The organism is Kitasatospora sp. NPDC057512, from assembly GCF_042802135.1.
In the GTDB taxonomy this organism is placed as follows: domain Bacteria; phylum Actinomycetota; class Actinomycetes; order Streptomycetales; family Streptomycetaceae; genus Kitasatospora.
This window is the reverse complement of sequence record NZ_JBHVET010000105.1, coordinates 1-16,074: the sequence shown is the minus strand read 5'-3', so window position 1 is coordinate 16,074 and position 16,074 is coordinate 1. Positions and strand designations below refer to the sequence as shown.

The window sequence follows — 16,074 nt, the reverse complement described above, 5'->3', positions numbered from 1 at the left end:
CAGGAGCACCCCGCCCGCGCAGGGCGACCCGGAGCTGCTGGAGCGGCTGGCCGAGCTGTTCGGCGCCCCGCCGGAGCGGACGGTGGTCACCGGCGGGGTGCGCCAGTTCGCCGGGAGCTGGGCGGGGCGCACCCGTACCGCGCTGGTGGAGCGACCGGGCTTCGCCGACATCGGGCCGGTGCTCGCCGGGGCGGCCGAGGTCCGGGCACTGGCCTGGGAGGACCTCCCCGGCGCGGCCCGCGGCGGCCCGGAGCCGGTGACGGTCTGGGTGACCAGCCCGTACCGCAATCCGGACGGCCGCTCGCTGGACGCGGCCGGCCGCCTGGCCCTGGCGGAACTGGCGGCAGAGGGGCACCAGGTGGTGGTCAACCAGGTCTACCGGTGGTTCGCGCCGCCGGAGGATCCGCCCGACGGCTGCTGGGGCGTGACCTCGCTGGCGAAGCTGTGCGGCGGCGGCAGCCGGCTCGGCTGGGCGACCCTGCCCGACCCGTCCGCCGCGCTGCCGATGCTGCGCGCCGCCGGGCCCGCCACCACCTGGCAGCGGGCCTGGGCCGGCTTCCTCGACCGGTCCGCGCTGACCTCACTGGTCCGGGCGTGCGTCGAACCCACGCTGGAGGCGCGCCGGCTGTTCACCGAGCGGCTCGGCGAGCTGCTGGGCTGGGAGTTCACCGGGGGAGGGATGTCCCTGCTGCTGTCCTGGCGGGGCGCCACCGAGGAGCGGGTCCTGGCCGAACTCGCCGCACTGGACCTCGCGGTGGGGCCCGGCTCGGCCTTCGACGCGCCCCCGGGTTCGGTGCGGCTCGCGTTCTCCGGCGTCGACGCGCGGGAGGCCGTACGGGCCGCCGACCGGGTGGCCCGGCTGGCGGCCCGCACGGCGGGGGCGCTGGCGCCCGCGGGGTAGGGGCCGCCTCAGGAGGCGGTACGGGCGTACGCGGTCAGCCAGTTGAGGTCGCGGTGCCCGGCGCCGTAGCGCTGCCGCTCGTTGACGACGCGGACGTCGGTCCCGGTGAAGCCGGCCGCCTCCAGCAGGCCGCGGACCCGGTCCGCGGTCTGGTAGCGGAAGAAGCGGGCGGCGTCGGCACTGAAGGACTCGACGAACTCCTCCTCGCCCTCGCCCTCCTTGAAGCTGACGAACAGCGCCCCGCCGGGCCGCAGCACCCGGTGGAACTCGGCCAGCGCGGCCGCCACGTGCTCGTCCCTGAGGTGCAGCAGCGTCGCCTGGGACCAGACGCCCGCGAAGGAGGCGTCGGGGAGGTCCAGCGCGCACACGTCCATGCGCCGGAAGTCCAGCCCGGGGTGGAGCTCCCGGGCCCGGACGACGAAGGGCTCGCTCAGGTCGACGCCGGTCACCGCCACGCCCCTGGCCGCCAGCAGGGCCGTGTCGCGGCCGAAGGCGCACCCGGCGTCCAGGACCGGCCCGGCCGGATCGGGGAGCATCCCGGTGAAGAGGTCGAGCTCCTCGTCCGGGACCATGCCCTTGGTGGCGGACTCGTACTTGTCGGCGCTGTGCTCGTACGCGGCGATGGTGCGTGAGAGGTAGTCAAGCATGCCTGAAACCTACCCTCGTGGGGGTCGGAGCGGGCCGGAGGGGGCGCCCCGGGCGGGACGCCCCCTCCGGGCCGTTCAGGACTGCGCGGCGAGCAGCGCGGCCAGCCCGTCCAGCCCCCGGTCGAGGGTGGCCGGGTCGACCTGGCTGACGGAGAGCCGCAGTTGGTGCTCCCCGCCCGTCCCCGGGTAGAAGTGCGACATCGGCGTCCAGATCACCCCGTACTCCGAGGCGGAGCGCTCCAGCAGCGCGTCGTCCACCACGCACGGCACCGTGAGCACCAGGAAGAACCCGCCGCGCGGCTCGTTCCAGGTCACCCCGCAGCCGGGCGGGAAGCGCCGGGCCAGGCCCTCCAGCACCAGTGCGAGGTTGCGCCGGTAGAGCGCGGCGACCTCGGTGTTGGCGGCCCGCAGGCTGTGGCCGTGCTCCAGCAGCGCGCCGCCGATCACGGCCTGGGCGATCGGCGAGGTGTTCACCGTGGTCATGCTCTTGATCATGCCGAGCAGGTCGGCGAACAGCACGGCGTCGCCCCGCCCGTCCGCCACCAGCTGGTCCGCCACCACGTACCCGACCCGGGCGCCCGGCAGGGCCGTCTTGGCGAAGGAACCGAGGTGGACCACCCGCCGTCCGGTGTCCAGCGCCTTGAGCGAGGGCAGCCGCTCCTCGCCGGCGAACACGCAGTACGGGTTGTCCTCCAGCAGCAGGAAGTCCTCCTCGGAGGCCAGCGCCAGCAGCTCCCGGCGCAGCTCCAGCGGCAGGCTGGCCCCGCTCGGGTTGGCCACGTCCGGCACCAGGTAGAGCGCCCGCGGGCGGAGCCCCTCAGCCCGGGCGGCGGCCAGCTGGAGGCGCAGGTCGGCGAGGTCCACGCCGTCCGGGCCGTCGGCGACCGCCCGCACCGGCAGGTCGGCCAGCAGCGCCGCGCCGGTCAGCCCCACGTAGGTGGGGGAGACGGCCAGCACCACGTCCTCGGGGCCGCGGCGCAGCGCCCGCAGCACCAGGAACATCGCCTCCTGGCAGCCCACCGTCACCACGATCGACTCGGCGGGCACCTCGATGCCCTCGTCGGTGGCGAGGTGGGTGGCGATCAGCTCGTGGATGATCCCCTTGGTCCGCCCGTACTGGAGCACCTGTCGGCGGGCCGCCTCCTCGGTCAGTCCGCGCTCGGTGCGCAGGTGGTCGAGGTAGCGGTCCAGGTGGCGGTGGACGGCGTCCAGCTCGAAGAACTGCTCGGCCGGGCGGCCGGCCGCGAAGGAGACCGCCTCCGGGTAGCGGATGGAGATCTCGTTGAGCAGGTTCATCGAGGTCATCGCCGGGTCGGCGAGGGAGGTGTGCAGGCCCGCGAGCAGCAGGTCGTGCGGTGCGGCGATGGTGGTCACGGGGTGCTCCAGACGGGGCGGGGCAGGGTGGTGGTGCGCAGCTCGGCGGCGGCCCGCGGGTCGGCGCAGCCCGCGAGGCCGAGCGCGTGCCGCAGCTCGGCGGCGAGCAGGTCGAGGACCTCGGTGCAGCCCGCCTCGCCGCCGGCCGCCAGGCCCCAGATCAGCGGGCGCCCGAGCAGGACCCCGGTGGCGCCGAGGGCCAGCGCGGTGAGCACGTCCGAGCCGCCGCGCACCCCGCTGTCCAGTAGCACCTGGCAGTCCTCGCCGGCCAGCGCCTCGGCGACCTCCGGCAGCATCGTCACGGAGGGCACGGCCCGGTCGAGCTGGCGGCCGCCGTGGTTGGAGACCACCACGGCCGCGGCGCCGATCCCGGCGGCCCGCCGGGCGTCGGCCGGGTCGAGCACGCCCTTGACCACCAGCGGCAGGTCGGTCTCGCCGCGCAGCCACTCGAGGTCGGCCCAGGTGACGCCGGGGGAGAGCAGCTCGGCGGTGTGCGCGGCCACCGCCGAGACGGCGGCGGTGGACTCGTGCGCCCGCCCGGCGGCGCCGCCCTCCAGCAGCGCCGCGCGGACGTCCGACGGCAGGGCGAAGGCGTTCCTGGCGTCGCGCAGCCGGCGGCCCATGTACGGCACGTCGGCGGTGACCACCAGGGCCTCGCTGCCGGCCTCCTCGGCCGCCCTGACCAGGTCGAGCAGCCGGCCGCGGTCGCGCAGCCAGTACAGCTGGAACCAGAGCGTGGCGCCGGTCTTCGTCAGCTCCTCGAAGCCGACGCTGCTGAGCGTCCCGACGGTGAACGGCACGCCCGCGGCGGCCGCGGCGCGGGCCGAGGCCAGCTCGCCCTCGGGGTGGAACAGCCGGTGGTAGGCGACGGGTGCCACCGCCACCGGCAGGGCCGCCCGGCTGCGCACCAGGGTGGCGGCGGTGTCCAGGGTGCCGACGTCGGTCAGCACGCGGGGCACCAGGGCCACCCGGTCGAAGGCGGCCCGGTTGGCGGCGGGGGTCAACTCGCGCTCGGCGCCGCCCTCCAGCCACTCCCAGACCTCGGGCGCGAGCACCGCCCGGGCCCGGTCGGCGTACTCCGCGACGGACAGCGCCGGGCGCCCGCCGGCCGGGCCGGTCGGTGGTTCGTTGCGGACGGACGCGCTCATCCGGCCACTTCGCTGGCGTTGCGCTGGAGCTCCACGGCCTCGTAGAGGGCGCGGATGTTGTTGCTGCCGAAGTTGCGGGCCCGGATGCGCTCGATCACCTCGAAGAAGAAGGTGTTCCGCGGGTGCTGGGAGCGGGTGAAGATCTGGAACAGCTGGCCGTCGTGGTCCTGGTCGACCAGCAGGTTCAGCTCGCGCAGCTGCTCGAAGGAGTGCCGCAGCGGCGTCAGGCGGCCGGGCAGCGCGTCGTAGTAGGTCTGCGGGGTGCGCAGGAACGGCACGCCGCGCTCGGCCATGGTGGAGACGGAGTGCACCGCGTCCTCGGCGGCGAAGGCGACGTGCTGCACCCCGGCGCCGCCGTGGCCGGCCAGGAAGGAGGCGATCTGGCCGCCCGCGTCCGCGGTGAGCGGCTCGATCAGGGTGAGGGTGACGCTGTGGTCGGCGCTCTGCACGACCGCCGAGTCCATGCCGAGCGCGCCGACCTCGACCCGCTCCTCGAAGATCGTCCGGAAGCCGAAGACCTCGCGGTAGCGGTGCTCGGTCTTGCGCAGCTCGCCGAACGGCACCAGGACGGCGAAGTGGTCGACGGTCCGCAGGCCGACCTGGCCCTCGCCGGTCAGCGGGGCGGGGTCGGGCAGGCCGGGGATGCGGCCGGCCGGGACCTCGGGGCCGCGCTCGATCAGGGTGTGCACCACCTCGCCGAAGGCGTCGACCACCGCGGTGACGCAGCCGTCCGCGGCGCGCGGCTCGCCCAGCGCGGCGGCGCCGCGGGCGGTCAGGGTGCGGTACGCGTCGGTGGCGTCCGGCACCCGCAGGCCGAGGGCGCCGACGCCGTCGCCGTGCCGGGCCAGGTAGCCGGTGGCCGGGTGGCCGGCGGCCAGCGGCTGGGTGAGCAGCAGCCGGATGGAGGCCTGGCCGACCAGCGCGGACAGGCAGCGCTCGGCGGCCTCGCCGCGCTCGGTCGGCGGGACGAGCAGCTCGAAGCCGTACTCCGTGGTCAGCCGGGTGGTCTCGGCGCCCAGGTCGGCCACGTAGAACTCGACGTGGTCCAGCTCGACGGGGATCGGGGTGACGGTGGGAGAGGAACGGTCGGTCATCAGAGGAGCTCTCTCGTGAGGAGGACGGGAGGTGCTGAGGGACGATCGGGTGGAGCGGGCGTACGGGTACGGGTACGGGTACGGCGGCGCCGGATCAGGTGGGCTGGAGGTCCTTGGCGTCCTCGGGCTCGGCCGGGCCGTCGCCCTCGCCCGCGTCCCGGCCCTCGGGCTCCGGCGGCTCGGTCGGGGCCTCCGGCTTGCCGATCAGGTGGGCGGCCGCGAGCAGCGCGCCGACCACCATCACGCCGAGCACCACCCGGAAGTCCAGGGCGGCCACCAGGCCGGAGCCGACGCCGACGGCCAGCGCCTGCGGCGCGGTGAGCGAGAGGTTGACGGCCGCCTGGGCGCGCCCCATCAGCTGCGGCGGGGTGGAGGCCTGGGCGGCGGTGGCGAGACCGACCATGGCGGCCGGGATGCCCGCGCCCGCGATCACCAGGCCGGCCGACACCACGTACAGCGACGGGGCGAGCAGCAGGACGGTCCCGAGGCCGAACACCGCCGAGCCCGCCATCACCGTCCGGCGCGGTCCGAGCTTGCCGATCAGCAGGCCGCCGACCACCGAGCCGGCCAGCGCGCCGACGGCCTCGGTGGTCTCCAGCACGCCGAGGAACTGCGGCGAGCGGTGCAGCCCGTGCTGGGTCAGCGCGAACAGCACCGGCTGGAGCAGGCTCAGCACGAAGCCGGCGGCGGCGGTGGCCGCGACCAGCGGCCGCAGCCCGACCGAACCGCGCAGGTGGACGAAGCCGGCCAGCACCTCGGTGCGCCACCGCAGGCCCGAGGGCTCCGGCTTGACCTCCTCCACCCGCAGGGTGAGGAAGCTCAGCGCGGCCAGCAGGAGTACGGCGAGGTCGGCCACCGCCACCACGTGCCCGCCGAACCAGCCGTAGAGGCCCGAGCCGAGCAGCGGCGCCACCAGCGTGGTGCCGGCCCGGGCGCTCTGGGTCAGCCCGGCCGCCGCGCCGAAATCCTGACGCTCCGTCAGGATGCTGCGCAGCAGCGCGCTCTGCGCCGGGGCCAGGACGGCCCCGGCCAGACCGCAGACCGTGGCGGTGCAGTAGATGATCCAGACCGTGTCCCGGCCGTCGACCAGCAGCAGCGGCAGCAGCGAGAGGGCCACCGCCAGGTTGACCCCGACCAGCAGCGGCTTGCGCCGGACCCGGTCGGCGAGCAGGCCGCCGAGCGGGAGCAGCAGCAGGGGCGCGGAGAAGCAGAACAGCACCAGACCGGCGGCGGAGTTGCTGCCGGTCAGCACCTTGGCCCAGATGCCGAGGGCGATGGAGAGGGCGCTGTCACCGAGGACGGACAGGGTCTGCCCGGCGAGGTAGCGCCGGAACTCCGGGCGGGCCAACAGCGGGTGCATGGCGGTTCCTTCGCTGCGCCGACGGCGCTTCGGGGTGTGCAGGGGTGTGCGGTGGTGCAGGGGTGTTCGGTGGTGCTGTGCGGTGGTGCGGTGGTGCAGGGGTGTCCGGTGGTGCGGTGCTGTGCGGTGGTGCAGGGGCGCCCGGGGTGCGCCCTGACGCACGCGGGGTGCTCAGGGCGCCGGGCGGCCGGCGCGTCGGCGGGTCGGGCGCCGGGCGCTCAGCGTGCTGCCGGGTGGGCCGGGGCGAGCGGGGCGACGGCGGCGAAGCCCTCGATCACCGCGTCGTTGGCGTCCTTCTCGCCGATGGCGACCCGGATGCCCTGGCCGGGGTAGTAGCGCACGGCCACGCCCAGGCGCTCCAGCTCCGCGCGCAGCGGGAGCTGGTCACCGGGGGCGTCGACCCACAGGAAGTTGGTGACGCTGGGCGCCACCGTCCAGCCGAGGCGCAGCAGTTCGGCCTCGGTGCGCTCCCGCTCCGCGGCGATCTCGGCGATCCGGCGCGCCATCTCGTCCTCGGCGCCGACGGCGGCGAGCAGGCCCGCCTCCTGGAGCCGGTTCACCGCGTACGGCACCTGGTGGTCCCGCACCCGCTGGGCCACGGACTCCTCCGCCAGGGCGTAGCCGATCCGCAGCGCGGCGATGCCGTGCGACTTGGACAGGGTGCGCAGCACCACGAGGTTCGGCCACTCGGCGATCCGGGCCGGCACGTCCGGGGCCTGCCAGCCCAGGGCGAAGTCGACGTACGCCTCGTCGAGCAGGATCAGCGCGGTGGCCGGCACCCGGCGGAAGAACTCCGTCAGCTCGGCCCAGGAGTAGACCGTGCCGGTCGGGTTGTGCGGGTTGCACAGCACGACGATCCGGGTGCGCCCGTCCATCCGCTCGGCCATCGCCGCCAGGTCGTGCCGGGCGTCGGGGCCGAGCGGGACCGGCCGGGCCTCGGCCCGGGCGATCTCGCAGAACAGCGGGTACGCGTCGAAGCAGGGCGCCGAGTGGACCACGTTGTCGCCGGGCTCGACCACCGCGTGGAAGAGGTCCAGCGCCACGCCCGCCGAGCCGTGGCCGACCACGACCTGGCCGGCCGGGACGCCCTGCCAGTCGGCGACGATCCCGGCGATCCGCTCCGGACGGAAGTCCGGGTAGCGGTGCAGGTCGGCACTGGCCTCGGCCAGCGCCGCCAGCACCGACGGCAGCGGCGGGTACGGGTGCTCGTTCTGTGCCAGCAGGTACCTGGCGTCCGACGGGCCGGCCATCAGTCGGCCTGGAGGACGTAGAGCCAGGAGTGCGGGGTGGCCAGCGCCTCGACGCGGTCGATCCGCAGGCCGGCGTCGGTGAACAGCTCCTCGTAGGTGGCCTTGGTGTGCAGCGGGACGCCCATCATCGCGTGCGCCAGCTCGAAGCCCACCGAGAAGACCGGCTGGGCGCCGTCGGAGGTGCCCGGGTCGCGCAGCATGGTGTCGCCGAGGACGAAGGTGCGGGCCTTCGGGAAGGCCTCCCGCATCCGGGTGAAGATCGAGGAGCGGGTGGTCGGGTCGGCCAGCAGGTCGTGCAGCAGGAAGAAGCTCATCACGGTGTCGACCTCGGCCACCTCGGCGGCCTCGGCGTCGTTGTCGATCTGGGTGCCGAGCAGGCCCAGCACGTCCGCGCGGACGGCGGTGACCCGGTCCTGCATGCCGGCCTCGACGATGTCGCGGCGGGCGATGTCGGTGGCCGGGCGGCTGATGTCGATGCCCAGGCCCCGGGAGCCCTCGCGCTGCGAGACCACCCGGCGCACCCGGGCGGAGGTGCCCGAGCCCAGGTCGGCGATGTGCCGGAAGTCGATGCCGCTCAGCACGTCGGTGAGCTGGGCGGCGAACAGCGACTGGTCGCACTGGGCCGAGCCGAGGGCGACCATCGCCTCGTCGCGGAAGACGTCCGTGTCGTAGCGGTGGGTGCCGGCGCTCAGGTGGCCGGCGCGGCCGAACACGTCGTGGTAGCCGCCGACGGCCCAGGTGAAGTAGCCGCGGGCGGCGGCGATCTCCAGGCCCGCCTCGGTGGGCAGGTAGGCGTCGCCGTCGGCCTTGAGGTAGCCGTAGTCGGCGGCGGCGCGCAGCACGGCCTCGGTCCGGGCGGTGTCGCCGGCCTGGGCGGTGGCCTCGGCGGCCGAGAGCGGCTCGCCGCGCCCGATCGACTCCAGCAGGCCGATCCGGTCCAGCGCGAAGATCACGTTGGCGGCGATGAAGCCGTTGTAGGCGTCGGTCGAGGTGATCGGCGACGGGGTGATGCCACGCCAGGTGTCGGGGATGGCCGCAGTGGTCATGGTGGTGTCCGTTTCTCGGTCGGCGGACCGGGTGCGGTCCGCGTGGTGTGCGCAGGTCGGTCGCCTGCGGTCGGTAGGGGTTTGAAGTCGGGGCGTCAGGAGGTCAGGAGGTCAGGCGGGCGGCGAGCACCGGGCCGATGACGGCGAGCGCCTCGGTGCCCGTCATCGCGCCGTGGGTGCTCGGCACCTCGTGGACGTCGAGCCGGCCGCCCAGGTGCGGGCGCCAGCTCTCCGGGTCGGGGGCGTCGGCCGGCCGGTCCTTGGCGGCGGTGAAGAACACCGCGTCGCCGTCGTAGCCGGGCAGCGGGAGTTCGTGGGACAGCTCGGCGTTGGCCTGGAAGACCGAGACCACCCGAGCCACCCCGGCGCCGCTGAGGCCGGCCAGCGGGCCCTCGCCGTCGCGGACGAGCGCGGCGTAGCCGTCCTCGTCGGCGGGCCAGGCGGTGACCTCCCCGGCCGGGTGGCCGAGCGAGTCGAGGATCACCGCGAGCTGCGCCGGGTCGTCCCGCCACTGCTCGGGCCCCGGCTCGCCGGTGCCCGGGTAGGCGTCCAGCAGCGCCAGCAGCCGGACCTCCTCGCCCTGCTCGCGCAGCAGCGCGGCGATCGCGTGGGCGACGGCCCCGCCGAACGACCAGCCGAGCAGGGCGTACGGGCCCTCGGGGCGGACGGCGCGGATCCGCGCCAGGTAGGTCCGGGCCAGCTCCTCGACCGAGGCCGGGTGCGCGGCGGGATCGGCCAGGCCGGGGGCCTGGAGGCCGTAGATCGGCTGCTCGGCGTCGAGGTGGCGCAGCAGGCCGGTGTAGACCCAGCTGATGCCGGCGGCCGGGTGGACGCAGAACAGCGGTGGGCGCGAGCCGCGGGTGCGGATCGGCAGCAGGACGGGGAAGCTCTCGGCGGCCGGGCCCCGGGTGAGCCGCTCGGCCAGCCGGGCCACGGTCGGCGCCTCGAACAGCGTGCGGACGCCGACCCGGTCGCCCTCGCCGACCAGGTCGCGCAGGCCCGCGACCAGCCGGCTGGCCAGCAGCGAGTGCCCGCCGAGCTCGAAGAAGTTGTCGTCCACGCCGACCTTCTCCAGTCCGAGCAGGTCGGCGAACAGGCCGCAGAGCAGCTCCTCCCGGGGCGTCGCGGGCGCCCGCCCGGAGCCGAGCCAGGTGGTGTCGGGGGCCGGCAGGGCCTTGCGGTCGACCTTGCCGTTGGCGGTCAGCGGCAGGGCGTCCAGGGCGACGACCGCCGAGGGCACCATGTAGTCCGGCAGGGACGCGCCGACGTGGGCCCGCAGCTCGGCCTGGTCGACCGCCTGCCCGGGGTGGGCGACGGCGTAGCCGACCAGCCGGCGGTCGCCCGGGCGGTCCTCCCGGACCAGCACGAACGCCTGGGCCAGGGACGGGTGTTGGGCCAGCACGGCCTCGATCTCGCCGGGCTCGATCCTGAAGCCGCGGATCTTCACCTGGTGGTCGGTGCGGCCCAGGTACTCCAGGGTGCCGTCGGCCTGGCGGCGGACCAGGTCGCCCGAGCGGTACATCCGGCTGCCGGGGGCGCCGTACGGGTCGGCGACGAAGCGCTCGGCGCTCTGGCCGGGCCGGTTGAGGTAGCCGCGGGCCAGGCCGGCGCCCGCGATGTACAGCTCGCCCTCGACCCCGGCCGGGACGGGCTGGAGCGCGGCGTCCAGGACATAGAGCCGGGTGTCCAGCACGGGCCGGCCCATCGGCGGGGCGATCCGGCCGGCGAGCGGTTCGCTCATGCTGGCGCAGACGGTGGACTCGGTCGGGCCGTAGGCGTTGACCATCCGCAGCCGGGCCGACCAGTGCTCGACCAGGTCGGGCGGGCAGGCCTCGCCGGCGACCACCAGGGTGCCGCCCTCCGGCAGCGCGTCCGGGGCCAGGACGGCCAGCGCGGTGGGCGGCAGGGTCAGGTGGGTGACGCCCTGTTCGGCGATCAGCTCGGTCAGCGAGGGGCCGGGCAGCAGCTGGTCGGCGTCGCCGAGGACGGCCCGGGCACCGGTGAGCAGCGCCATGCCCAGCTCCCAGACGGCCGCGTCGAAGGACGGCGAGGCGAACAGCAGCACCCGGCTGTCGGGGGTGACGGCCAGGCCCCGGCGCTGGCTCTCCACCATGGCGGCGAGGCCGGTGTGGGTGACCACCACGCCCTTGGGGCGGCCGGTGGAGCCCGAGGTGTAGATGACGTACGCGGCCGAGTGCGGGGTGATCGCGGTGCCGGTGAGGTCGTGCGCCGGGTGGCCGGAGGCGTCCAGGTCCTCGATCAGCAGCCGCGGGACGGTGCTGCCGGCGAGCAGGCCGTCGGCCAGCGCCCTGCTGGTGAGGACCAGCGCGGGCCGGGCGTCGTCCAGCATGTAGGCGATCCGGTCGGCCGGGTAGCGCGGGTCCAGCGGCTGGAAGACCGCGCCGGCCTTGAGCACGGCGAGCTGGGCGACGATCAGCTCGATCGAGCGCTCCAGGGCGATCGCGACGAACCGCTCGGGGCCCGCGCCGTGCTCGATCAGCAGCCGGGCGAAGCGGTTGGCGCGCTCGTTCAGCTCGCCGTAGGTGACCTGCTCGGCGCCGAAGGAGAGCGCGACGGCCTCCGGGCGGGCGGCGGCCCGGGCCTCGAAGAGCGCCGGGAAGGTGCCGAGCGGGAGGTCCTCCCCGGTGTCGTTCCAGCCGGTGAGCAGCTGCTCGCGCTCCTCGGGCGCCAGCACCTCGACCCGGCCCACCGCGAGGTCCGGGTCGGCCAGCACCGCGCGCAGGGCGCGCTCGAAGCGGGCGGCCGTCGCCTCGGCGGTGGCCCGGTCGAACAGGTCGACGGCGTACTCCACCGTCAGGCCCAGCCCGGCGGGCGCGCCGGCCGCGTCGAAGCTCTCGCTGAAGGCGAAGGTCAGGTCGAACTTGGCGAGGTCGGAGTCCAGTTGCTCGACCCGGCCGGGCAGGCCGTCGAGGCCGATCTCCCCGGCGTCGCCGCCGGAGGTCAGCATCACCTGGCAGAGCGGGTGGCGGGCGGTCGAGCGCACCGGGTTGAGCAGTTCGACCAGCCGCTCGAAGGGCACGTCCTGGTGCTCGAAGGCGTCCAGGGTGGAGAGCCGGACGCGCTCCACCAGCTCCCGGAAGCTCGGGTCGCCGGACAGGTCGGTGCGCAGCACCAGGGTGTTGACGAAGAAGCCGACCAGGTCCTCCAGCGCCTCGTCGGTGCGGCCGGCCACCACGGTGCCGATCGGCAGGTCGGTGCCCGCGCCGATCCGGCCCAGGGTGGTGGCGAGCGCGGCCTGCATCACCATGAAGACGCTGGCCCGGCTCTGCTGCGCCAACTCGACCAGGGAGGCGTGGAGTCCGGCGTCCATCCGGAGCTCGACCGCGGCGCCGAGGCGGCTCGGGGCGGCGGTGCGGTGCCGGTCGAAGGGGAGCGTCAGCTCCTCCGGGAGGTCGGCCAGGGTGCGCTGCCAGTAGGCGAGTTGGTCGGTCAGCAGGGCGCTGGGCCGCTCGTCGGTGCCGAGCAGCTCGTGCTGCCAGAGGGTGTAGTCGGCGTACTGCACCGGCAGCGGCTCCCAGCCGGGGGCGGTGCCGGTGCGGCGGGCCCGGTAGGCCTCGGCGAGGTCGCGCACCAGCGGGACCACGGACCAGCCGTCGGTGGCGATGTGGTGCATCAGCACCAGCAGGACGTGCTCCTCGTGCGGCAGGGAGAGCAGGGTGGCGCGCACCGGCAGGTCGCGGGCGAGGTCGAAGACCTGCGACCCGGCCTCGGCGAGGGCCGCCGCGAGCTCCTCCTCGGTGGCCACCGAGGCGGTGTGCAGCGGGAGTTCGGGGTTCTCCAGGAGCAGCTGGTGCGGCTGTCCGTCGGTGGTCGGGTAGACGGTGCGCAGCACTTCGTGGCGCTCCAGCACGTCCGCCAGGGCCGCCTGGAGGGCGGCGGCGTCGACCGGGCCGGTCAGCCGCAGGGCGCACGGGGTGTTGTAGAGCGCGCTCGGGCCCTCGAACTGATCGATGAACCAGAGGCGTTGCTGCGCGGGGGAGAGCGGGACGCGGGCGGGGCGCTCGACCGGTCGCAGGGCCGGACGGGCGGCGCCCGGGGCGGGCAGGGCCTCGGCGAGCGCGGCCACGCTGGGGGCGTCGAACAGCGTGCGGACGGGCAGTTCGGTGCCGAGCGCGGTGCGGATGCGGCCGACCAGCTTGGTGGCGAGCAGCGAGTGGCCGCCCAGGTCGAAGAAGCTGTCGTCGATCCCGATCCGCTCCAACCCGAGGACGTCGGCGAAGAGTTCGCACAGGGCGCGCTCGGTGTCGGTGCGCGGGGCGCGGCCCTCGGCGCCGCCGGTCCAGTCGGGGGCGGGCAGGGCGCGGCGGTCCACCTTGCCGTTGGCGGTCACCGGGAGGGCGTCGAGGACGACCACGGCGGCCGGGAGCATGTAGCCGGGCAGGCTGTCGGCGACGGCGGCGCGCAGCTCGGCGGGGGCGCCGTCGCCGGTGGCGTACACCACCAGGCGCTTGTCGCCGGGCCGGTCCTCGCGGACCACGGCGAAGGCCTGGCCGACGCCTGGGAGGGCGGTGAACGCGCCCTCCACCTCGCCGAGTTCGATCCGGAAGCCGCGGATCTTGACCTGGTCGTCGGCCCGGCCGAGGAACTCCAGCACCCCGGCGGCGGTCCAGCGGACCAGGTCGCCGGTGCGGTACATCCGGGCGCCGGGCTCGCCGAACGGGCAGGCGACGAAGCGCTCGGAGGTCAGGCCGGGGCGGCCGACGTAGCCGCGGGCCAGGCCGGCTCCGGCGATGTACAGCTCGCCCGCCACGCCGGCCGGGACGGGCTGGAGCGCGGTGTCCAGCACGTACAGCCCGGTGTTGTTCAGTGGGCGACCGATCGGCACCACCGCGGGGACGGGCTCGCCCGGGGCCATGGTGAAGACGGTCTTGATGGCGGTGGTCTCGGTGGGGGCGTACACCGCGACCACGGAGGTGTCCGGGCAGGCCCGGTGGAGCCGGCGGACGGACTCCGGCGGGACGACGTCGCCGCCGGTCCACACCTGCCGGACGTTGCGGAAGGCGGCCGGGTCCTCGTCGGCCATCAGCCGCAGCAGGCCGGACGGGGCCTGGACCAGGGTCACCTCGTGGGTGGTGATGGTCTCGGCGAGGCGGCGGATGTCCAGCTCGCCGGGCTCGGCGAGCACGATCGCCCCGCCGGTGACCAGCGGTGCCCAGATCTCGGTGGTGGAGGCGTCGAAGGCGGTGGGCGAGTGCAGCAGCACGCGCTCGTGGTGGCCGGCCCGGAAGTGCGGGTTGCCCAGCAGGTCCATCACGTTGCGGTGGGTGACGGCGACGCCCTTGGGCACCCCGGTCGAGCCCGAGGTGTACATCACGTAGACCAGCTGGCCGGGCAGGACGGGCACGGCCGGGTCGCCCGCCGCGGGGGCTCCGGCGAGCAGCGCGTCGGTGACCTCGACGGTGGCGAAGCCCTCGGTGGCGAGCACCGGGTGGCCCTGGTGGGCCGGGTCGACGAGCAGCAGGGCGGTGCGGGTGTCGGCGAGGATGTGCTGGAGCCGGTCCAGCGGGTAGCGGTCGTCCAGCGGGACGTAGGTGCCGCCCGCCTTGGCGATCGCGAGGACGGCGGTGAGCAGCCCGGCGGAGCGCTCCATCAGCACGGCGACCGGCTGCTCGGTGGTCAGGCCGCGCTCCAGCAGCAGGGCGGCCAGCCGGTTGGCGCGGTCGTTCAGCTCCGCGTAGTCGAGCCGCTCGGTGCCGGAGACCAGGGCGAGGGCCCCGGGGGTGGCGGCGGCCTGGGCCTCGAACAGCCGGGGCAGGCTCTGCTCGGCGACCGGTGCGGCCGGCCCGTTCCAGCCGGTGAGCAGCTGCTCGCGCTCGGCCGGGTCGAGGATCTCGATGCCGCCGATCGGGGCGTCCGGGGCGGCCACGGCGGCGCGCAGGACGCGCACCAGCCGCTCGGCGAGGGAGACGGCGGTGGCGTGGTCGAAGAGGTCGGCCGCGTAGTCGACGGCGGCGCGCACGCCCAGGCAGGTGCCGTCGGCCGCGAGCCGCTCGACGAAGTTGAAGTTGAGGTCGAACTGGGCCTGGGCCTCGCCGACCTCGACCGGGGTGCCCGTCGCGGTGCCGAAGGCGAGGTCGCCGGCCTGCTCCGCGTTGAGCGTGACGACGGTCTGGAAGAGCGGGTGGCGGGCGGGGGTGCGGGTGGGGTTGAGGTGCTCGACCAGGCGCTCGAAGGGGATGTCCTGGTGGTCGTAGGCGTCCAGGTTCGCGCGCCGGACCCGGTCCAGCAGTTCGCGGAAGGTCGGGTCGCCGGAGGTGTCGGTGCGCAGCAGCAGGGTGTTGACGAAGAAGCCGACCAGGTCGTCCAGGGCCTCGTCGGTGCGGCCGGCCACGGGGGTGCCGAGCGGCAGGTCGGTGCCGGCGCCGAGGCGGGTGTAGAGGGTGGCGACGGCGGCCTGCAGCGCCATGAACAGGCTGGCGTGCCGGCCGGAGGCCAACTCGGTGAGCGCACCGTGCAGTTCGGCGTCCAGCTCGAAGTCGGCGGCGCCGCCGCGGCGGCTCGGCCGGGCCGGGCGCGGACGGTCGTAGGGGAGCGCCAGCTCCTCCGGCAGGTCGGACAACTCCTGGCGCCAGTGGGCGAGTTGCAGGGAGACGACGCTCTCCGGGTCGTCCTCCTCGCCGAGCAGCTCGCGCTGCCAGAGGGTGTAGTCGGCGTACTGCACCGGCAGCGGCTCCCACCGCGGTTCGGTGCCGGTGGTCCGGGCCCGGTACGCCTCGGCGAGGTCGCGGAAGAGCGGGGCGACCGACCAGCCGTCGCTGGCGATGTGGTGGGTGAGCAGCAGCAGGACGTGCTCGTCCGGCGCGGGCAGCGCGTACAGCCAGGCCCGGACGGGCAGGTCGGCGGCGAGGTCGAAGACCTGCCCGGCGGCCTCGCGCAGCAGCCCGGGCAGCTCGGCCTCGTCGGCCACCGGCACCCGGTGCAGCGTCGGGCGCCCCTCGGTGAGGATGTGCTGGTGGGGCTGGCCGTCGGTGGTGGGGAAGACGGTGCGCAGCACCTCGTGCCGGTCCACCACGTCCCCGAGCGCGCCTTCGAGGGCGGCGGCGTCGAGCCCGCCGGTCAGCCGGAGGGCGAACGGAGTGTTGTAGAGGGCGCTCGGGCCCTCGAACTGTTCGATGAACCAGAGCCGCTGCTGGGCGAACGACAACGGGATCAAGGTCTGCCTCCGACTGGCGACGTACGGCTGCTGTGGCTGGTGGGGCTGTGCTGCCCGGTAGGGCCGGGCGGTCGTGCGGC

9 protein-coding genes are annotated in these 16,074 nt (G+C 75.3%); 1 reads left to right on the top strand and 8 read right to left on the bottom strand.

Annotated elements, in window-relative coordinates:
• The coding region (locus ACFU6K_RS10275; RefSeq protein WP_380662121.1) for an aminotransferase class I/II-fold pyridoxal phosphate-dependent enzyme at window positions 1–901 on the top strand (901 nt) is incomplete at its 5' end.
• An 8-nt stretch (window positions 902–909) separates the two neighbouring features.
• Here ACFU6K_RS10275 and ACFU6K_RS10270 read toward each other — a convergent pair.
• From ACFU6K_RS10270 to ACFU6K_RS10235, 8 genes are all read right to left on the bottom strand, one after another.
• Window positions 910–1,548, bottom strand: coding sequence for a class I SAM-dependent methyltransferase (locus tag ACFU6K_RS10270; protein WP_380662120.1), 639 nt, complete (start codon window positions 1,546–1,548; stop codon window positions 910–912).
• 75 nt (window positions 1,549–1,623) lie between these two features.
• On the bottom strand, window positions 1,624–2,853 hold the full coding sequence (locus ACFU6K_RS10265) for a PLP-dependent aminotransferase family protein (protein WP_380662122.1): 1,230 nt from the start codon (window positions 2,851–2,853) through the stop codon (window positions 1,624–1,626).
• Window positions 2,854–2,918: 65 nt separating this feature from the next.
• Window positions 2,919–4,070, bottom strand: a complete 1,152-nt coding sequence (locus tag ACFU6K_RS10260) for an alpha-hydroxy acid oxidase (protein WP_380662119.1) — start codon at window positions 4,068–4,070, stop codon at window positions 2,919–2,921.
• Window positions 4,067–5,164 carry a 4-hydroxyphenylpyruvate dioxygenase gene (hppD, locus tag ACFU6K_RS10255; RefSeq protein WP_380662118.1) on the bottom strand — a complete coding sequence of 366 codons (1,098 nt, stop codon included), beginning with the start codon at window positions 5,162–5,164 and terminating at the stop codon, window positions 4,067–4,069. The genes ACFU6K_RS10260 and hppD overlap by 4 nt, the downstream gene beginning before the upstream one ends.
• Window positions 5,165–5,258: 94 nt before the next feature.
• On the bottom strand, window positions 5,259–6,524 hold the full coding sequence (locus ACFU6K_RS10250; RefSeq protein ID WP_380662117.1) for an MFS transporter: 1,266 nt from the start codon (window positions 6,522–6,524) through the stop codon (window positions 5,259–5,261).
• A gap of 218 nt (window positions 6,525–6,742) precedes the next feature.
• Window positions 6,743–7,774 carry a pyridoxal phosphate-dependent aminotransferase gene (locus ACFU6K_RS10245; protein ID WP_380662115.1) on the bottom strand — a complete coding sequence of 344 codons (1,032 nt, stop codon included), beginning with the start codon at window positions 7,772–7,774 and terminating at the stop codon, window positions 6,743–6,745.
• The gene (locus ACFU6K_RS10240; protein ID WP_380662113.1) at window positions 7,774–8,820 is read right to left on the bottom strand and encodes an SAM-dependent methyltransferase; all 1,047 of its coding nucleotides are present in this window, start codon (window positions 8,818–8,820) and stop codon (window positions 7,774–7,776) included. Before ACFU6K_RS10240 ends, ACFU6K_RS10245 begins: the two co-directional genes overlap by 1 nt.
• Window positions 8,821–8,923: 103 nt before the next feature.
• On the bottom strand, window positions 8,924–15,994 hold the full coding sequence (locus ACFU6K_RS10235) for an amino acid adenylation domain-containing protein (protein ID WP_380662111.1): 7,071 nt from the start codon (window positions 15,992–15,994) through the stop codon (window positions 8,924–8,926).
• Window positions 15,995–16,074 lie beyond the last annotated feature (80 nt).

Bases quoted from the DNA above. Each gene is read 5' to 3' on its own strand.
- ACFU6K_RS10245 (WP_380662115.1), bottom strand. From the start codon at position 7,774: ATGGCCGGCCCGTCGGACGCCAGGTACCTGCTGGCACAGAACGAGCAC.
- ACFU6K_RS10240 (WP_380662113.1), bottom strand. From the start codon at position 8,820: ATGACCACTGCGGCCATCCCCGACACCTGGCGTGGCATCACCCCGTCG.
- ACFU6K_RS10260 (WP_380662119.1), bottom strand. From the start codon at position 4,070: ATGAGCGCGTCCGTCCGCAACGAACCACCGACCGGCCCGGCCGGCGGG.
- ACFU6K_RS10265 (WP_380662122.1), bottom strand. From the start codon at position 2,853: ATGACCTCGATGAACCTGCTCAACGAGATCTCCATCCGCTACCCGGAG.
- hppD (WP_380662118.1), bottom strand. From the start codon at position 5,164: ATGACCGACCGTTCCTCTCCCACCGTCACCCCGATCCCCGTCGAGCTG.
- ACFU6K_RS10250 (WP_380662117.1), bottom strand. From the start codon at position 6,524: ATGCACCCGCTGTTGGCCCGCCCGGAGTTCCGGCGCTACCTCGCCGGG.
- ACFU6K_RS10270 (WP_380662120.1), bottom strand. From the start codon at position 1,548: ATGCTTGACTACCTCTCACGCACCATCGCCGCGTACGAGCACAGCGCC.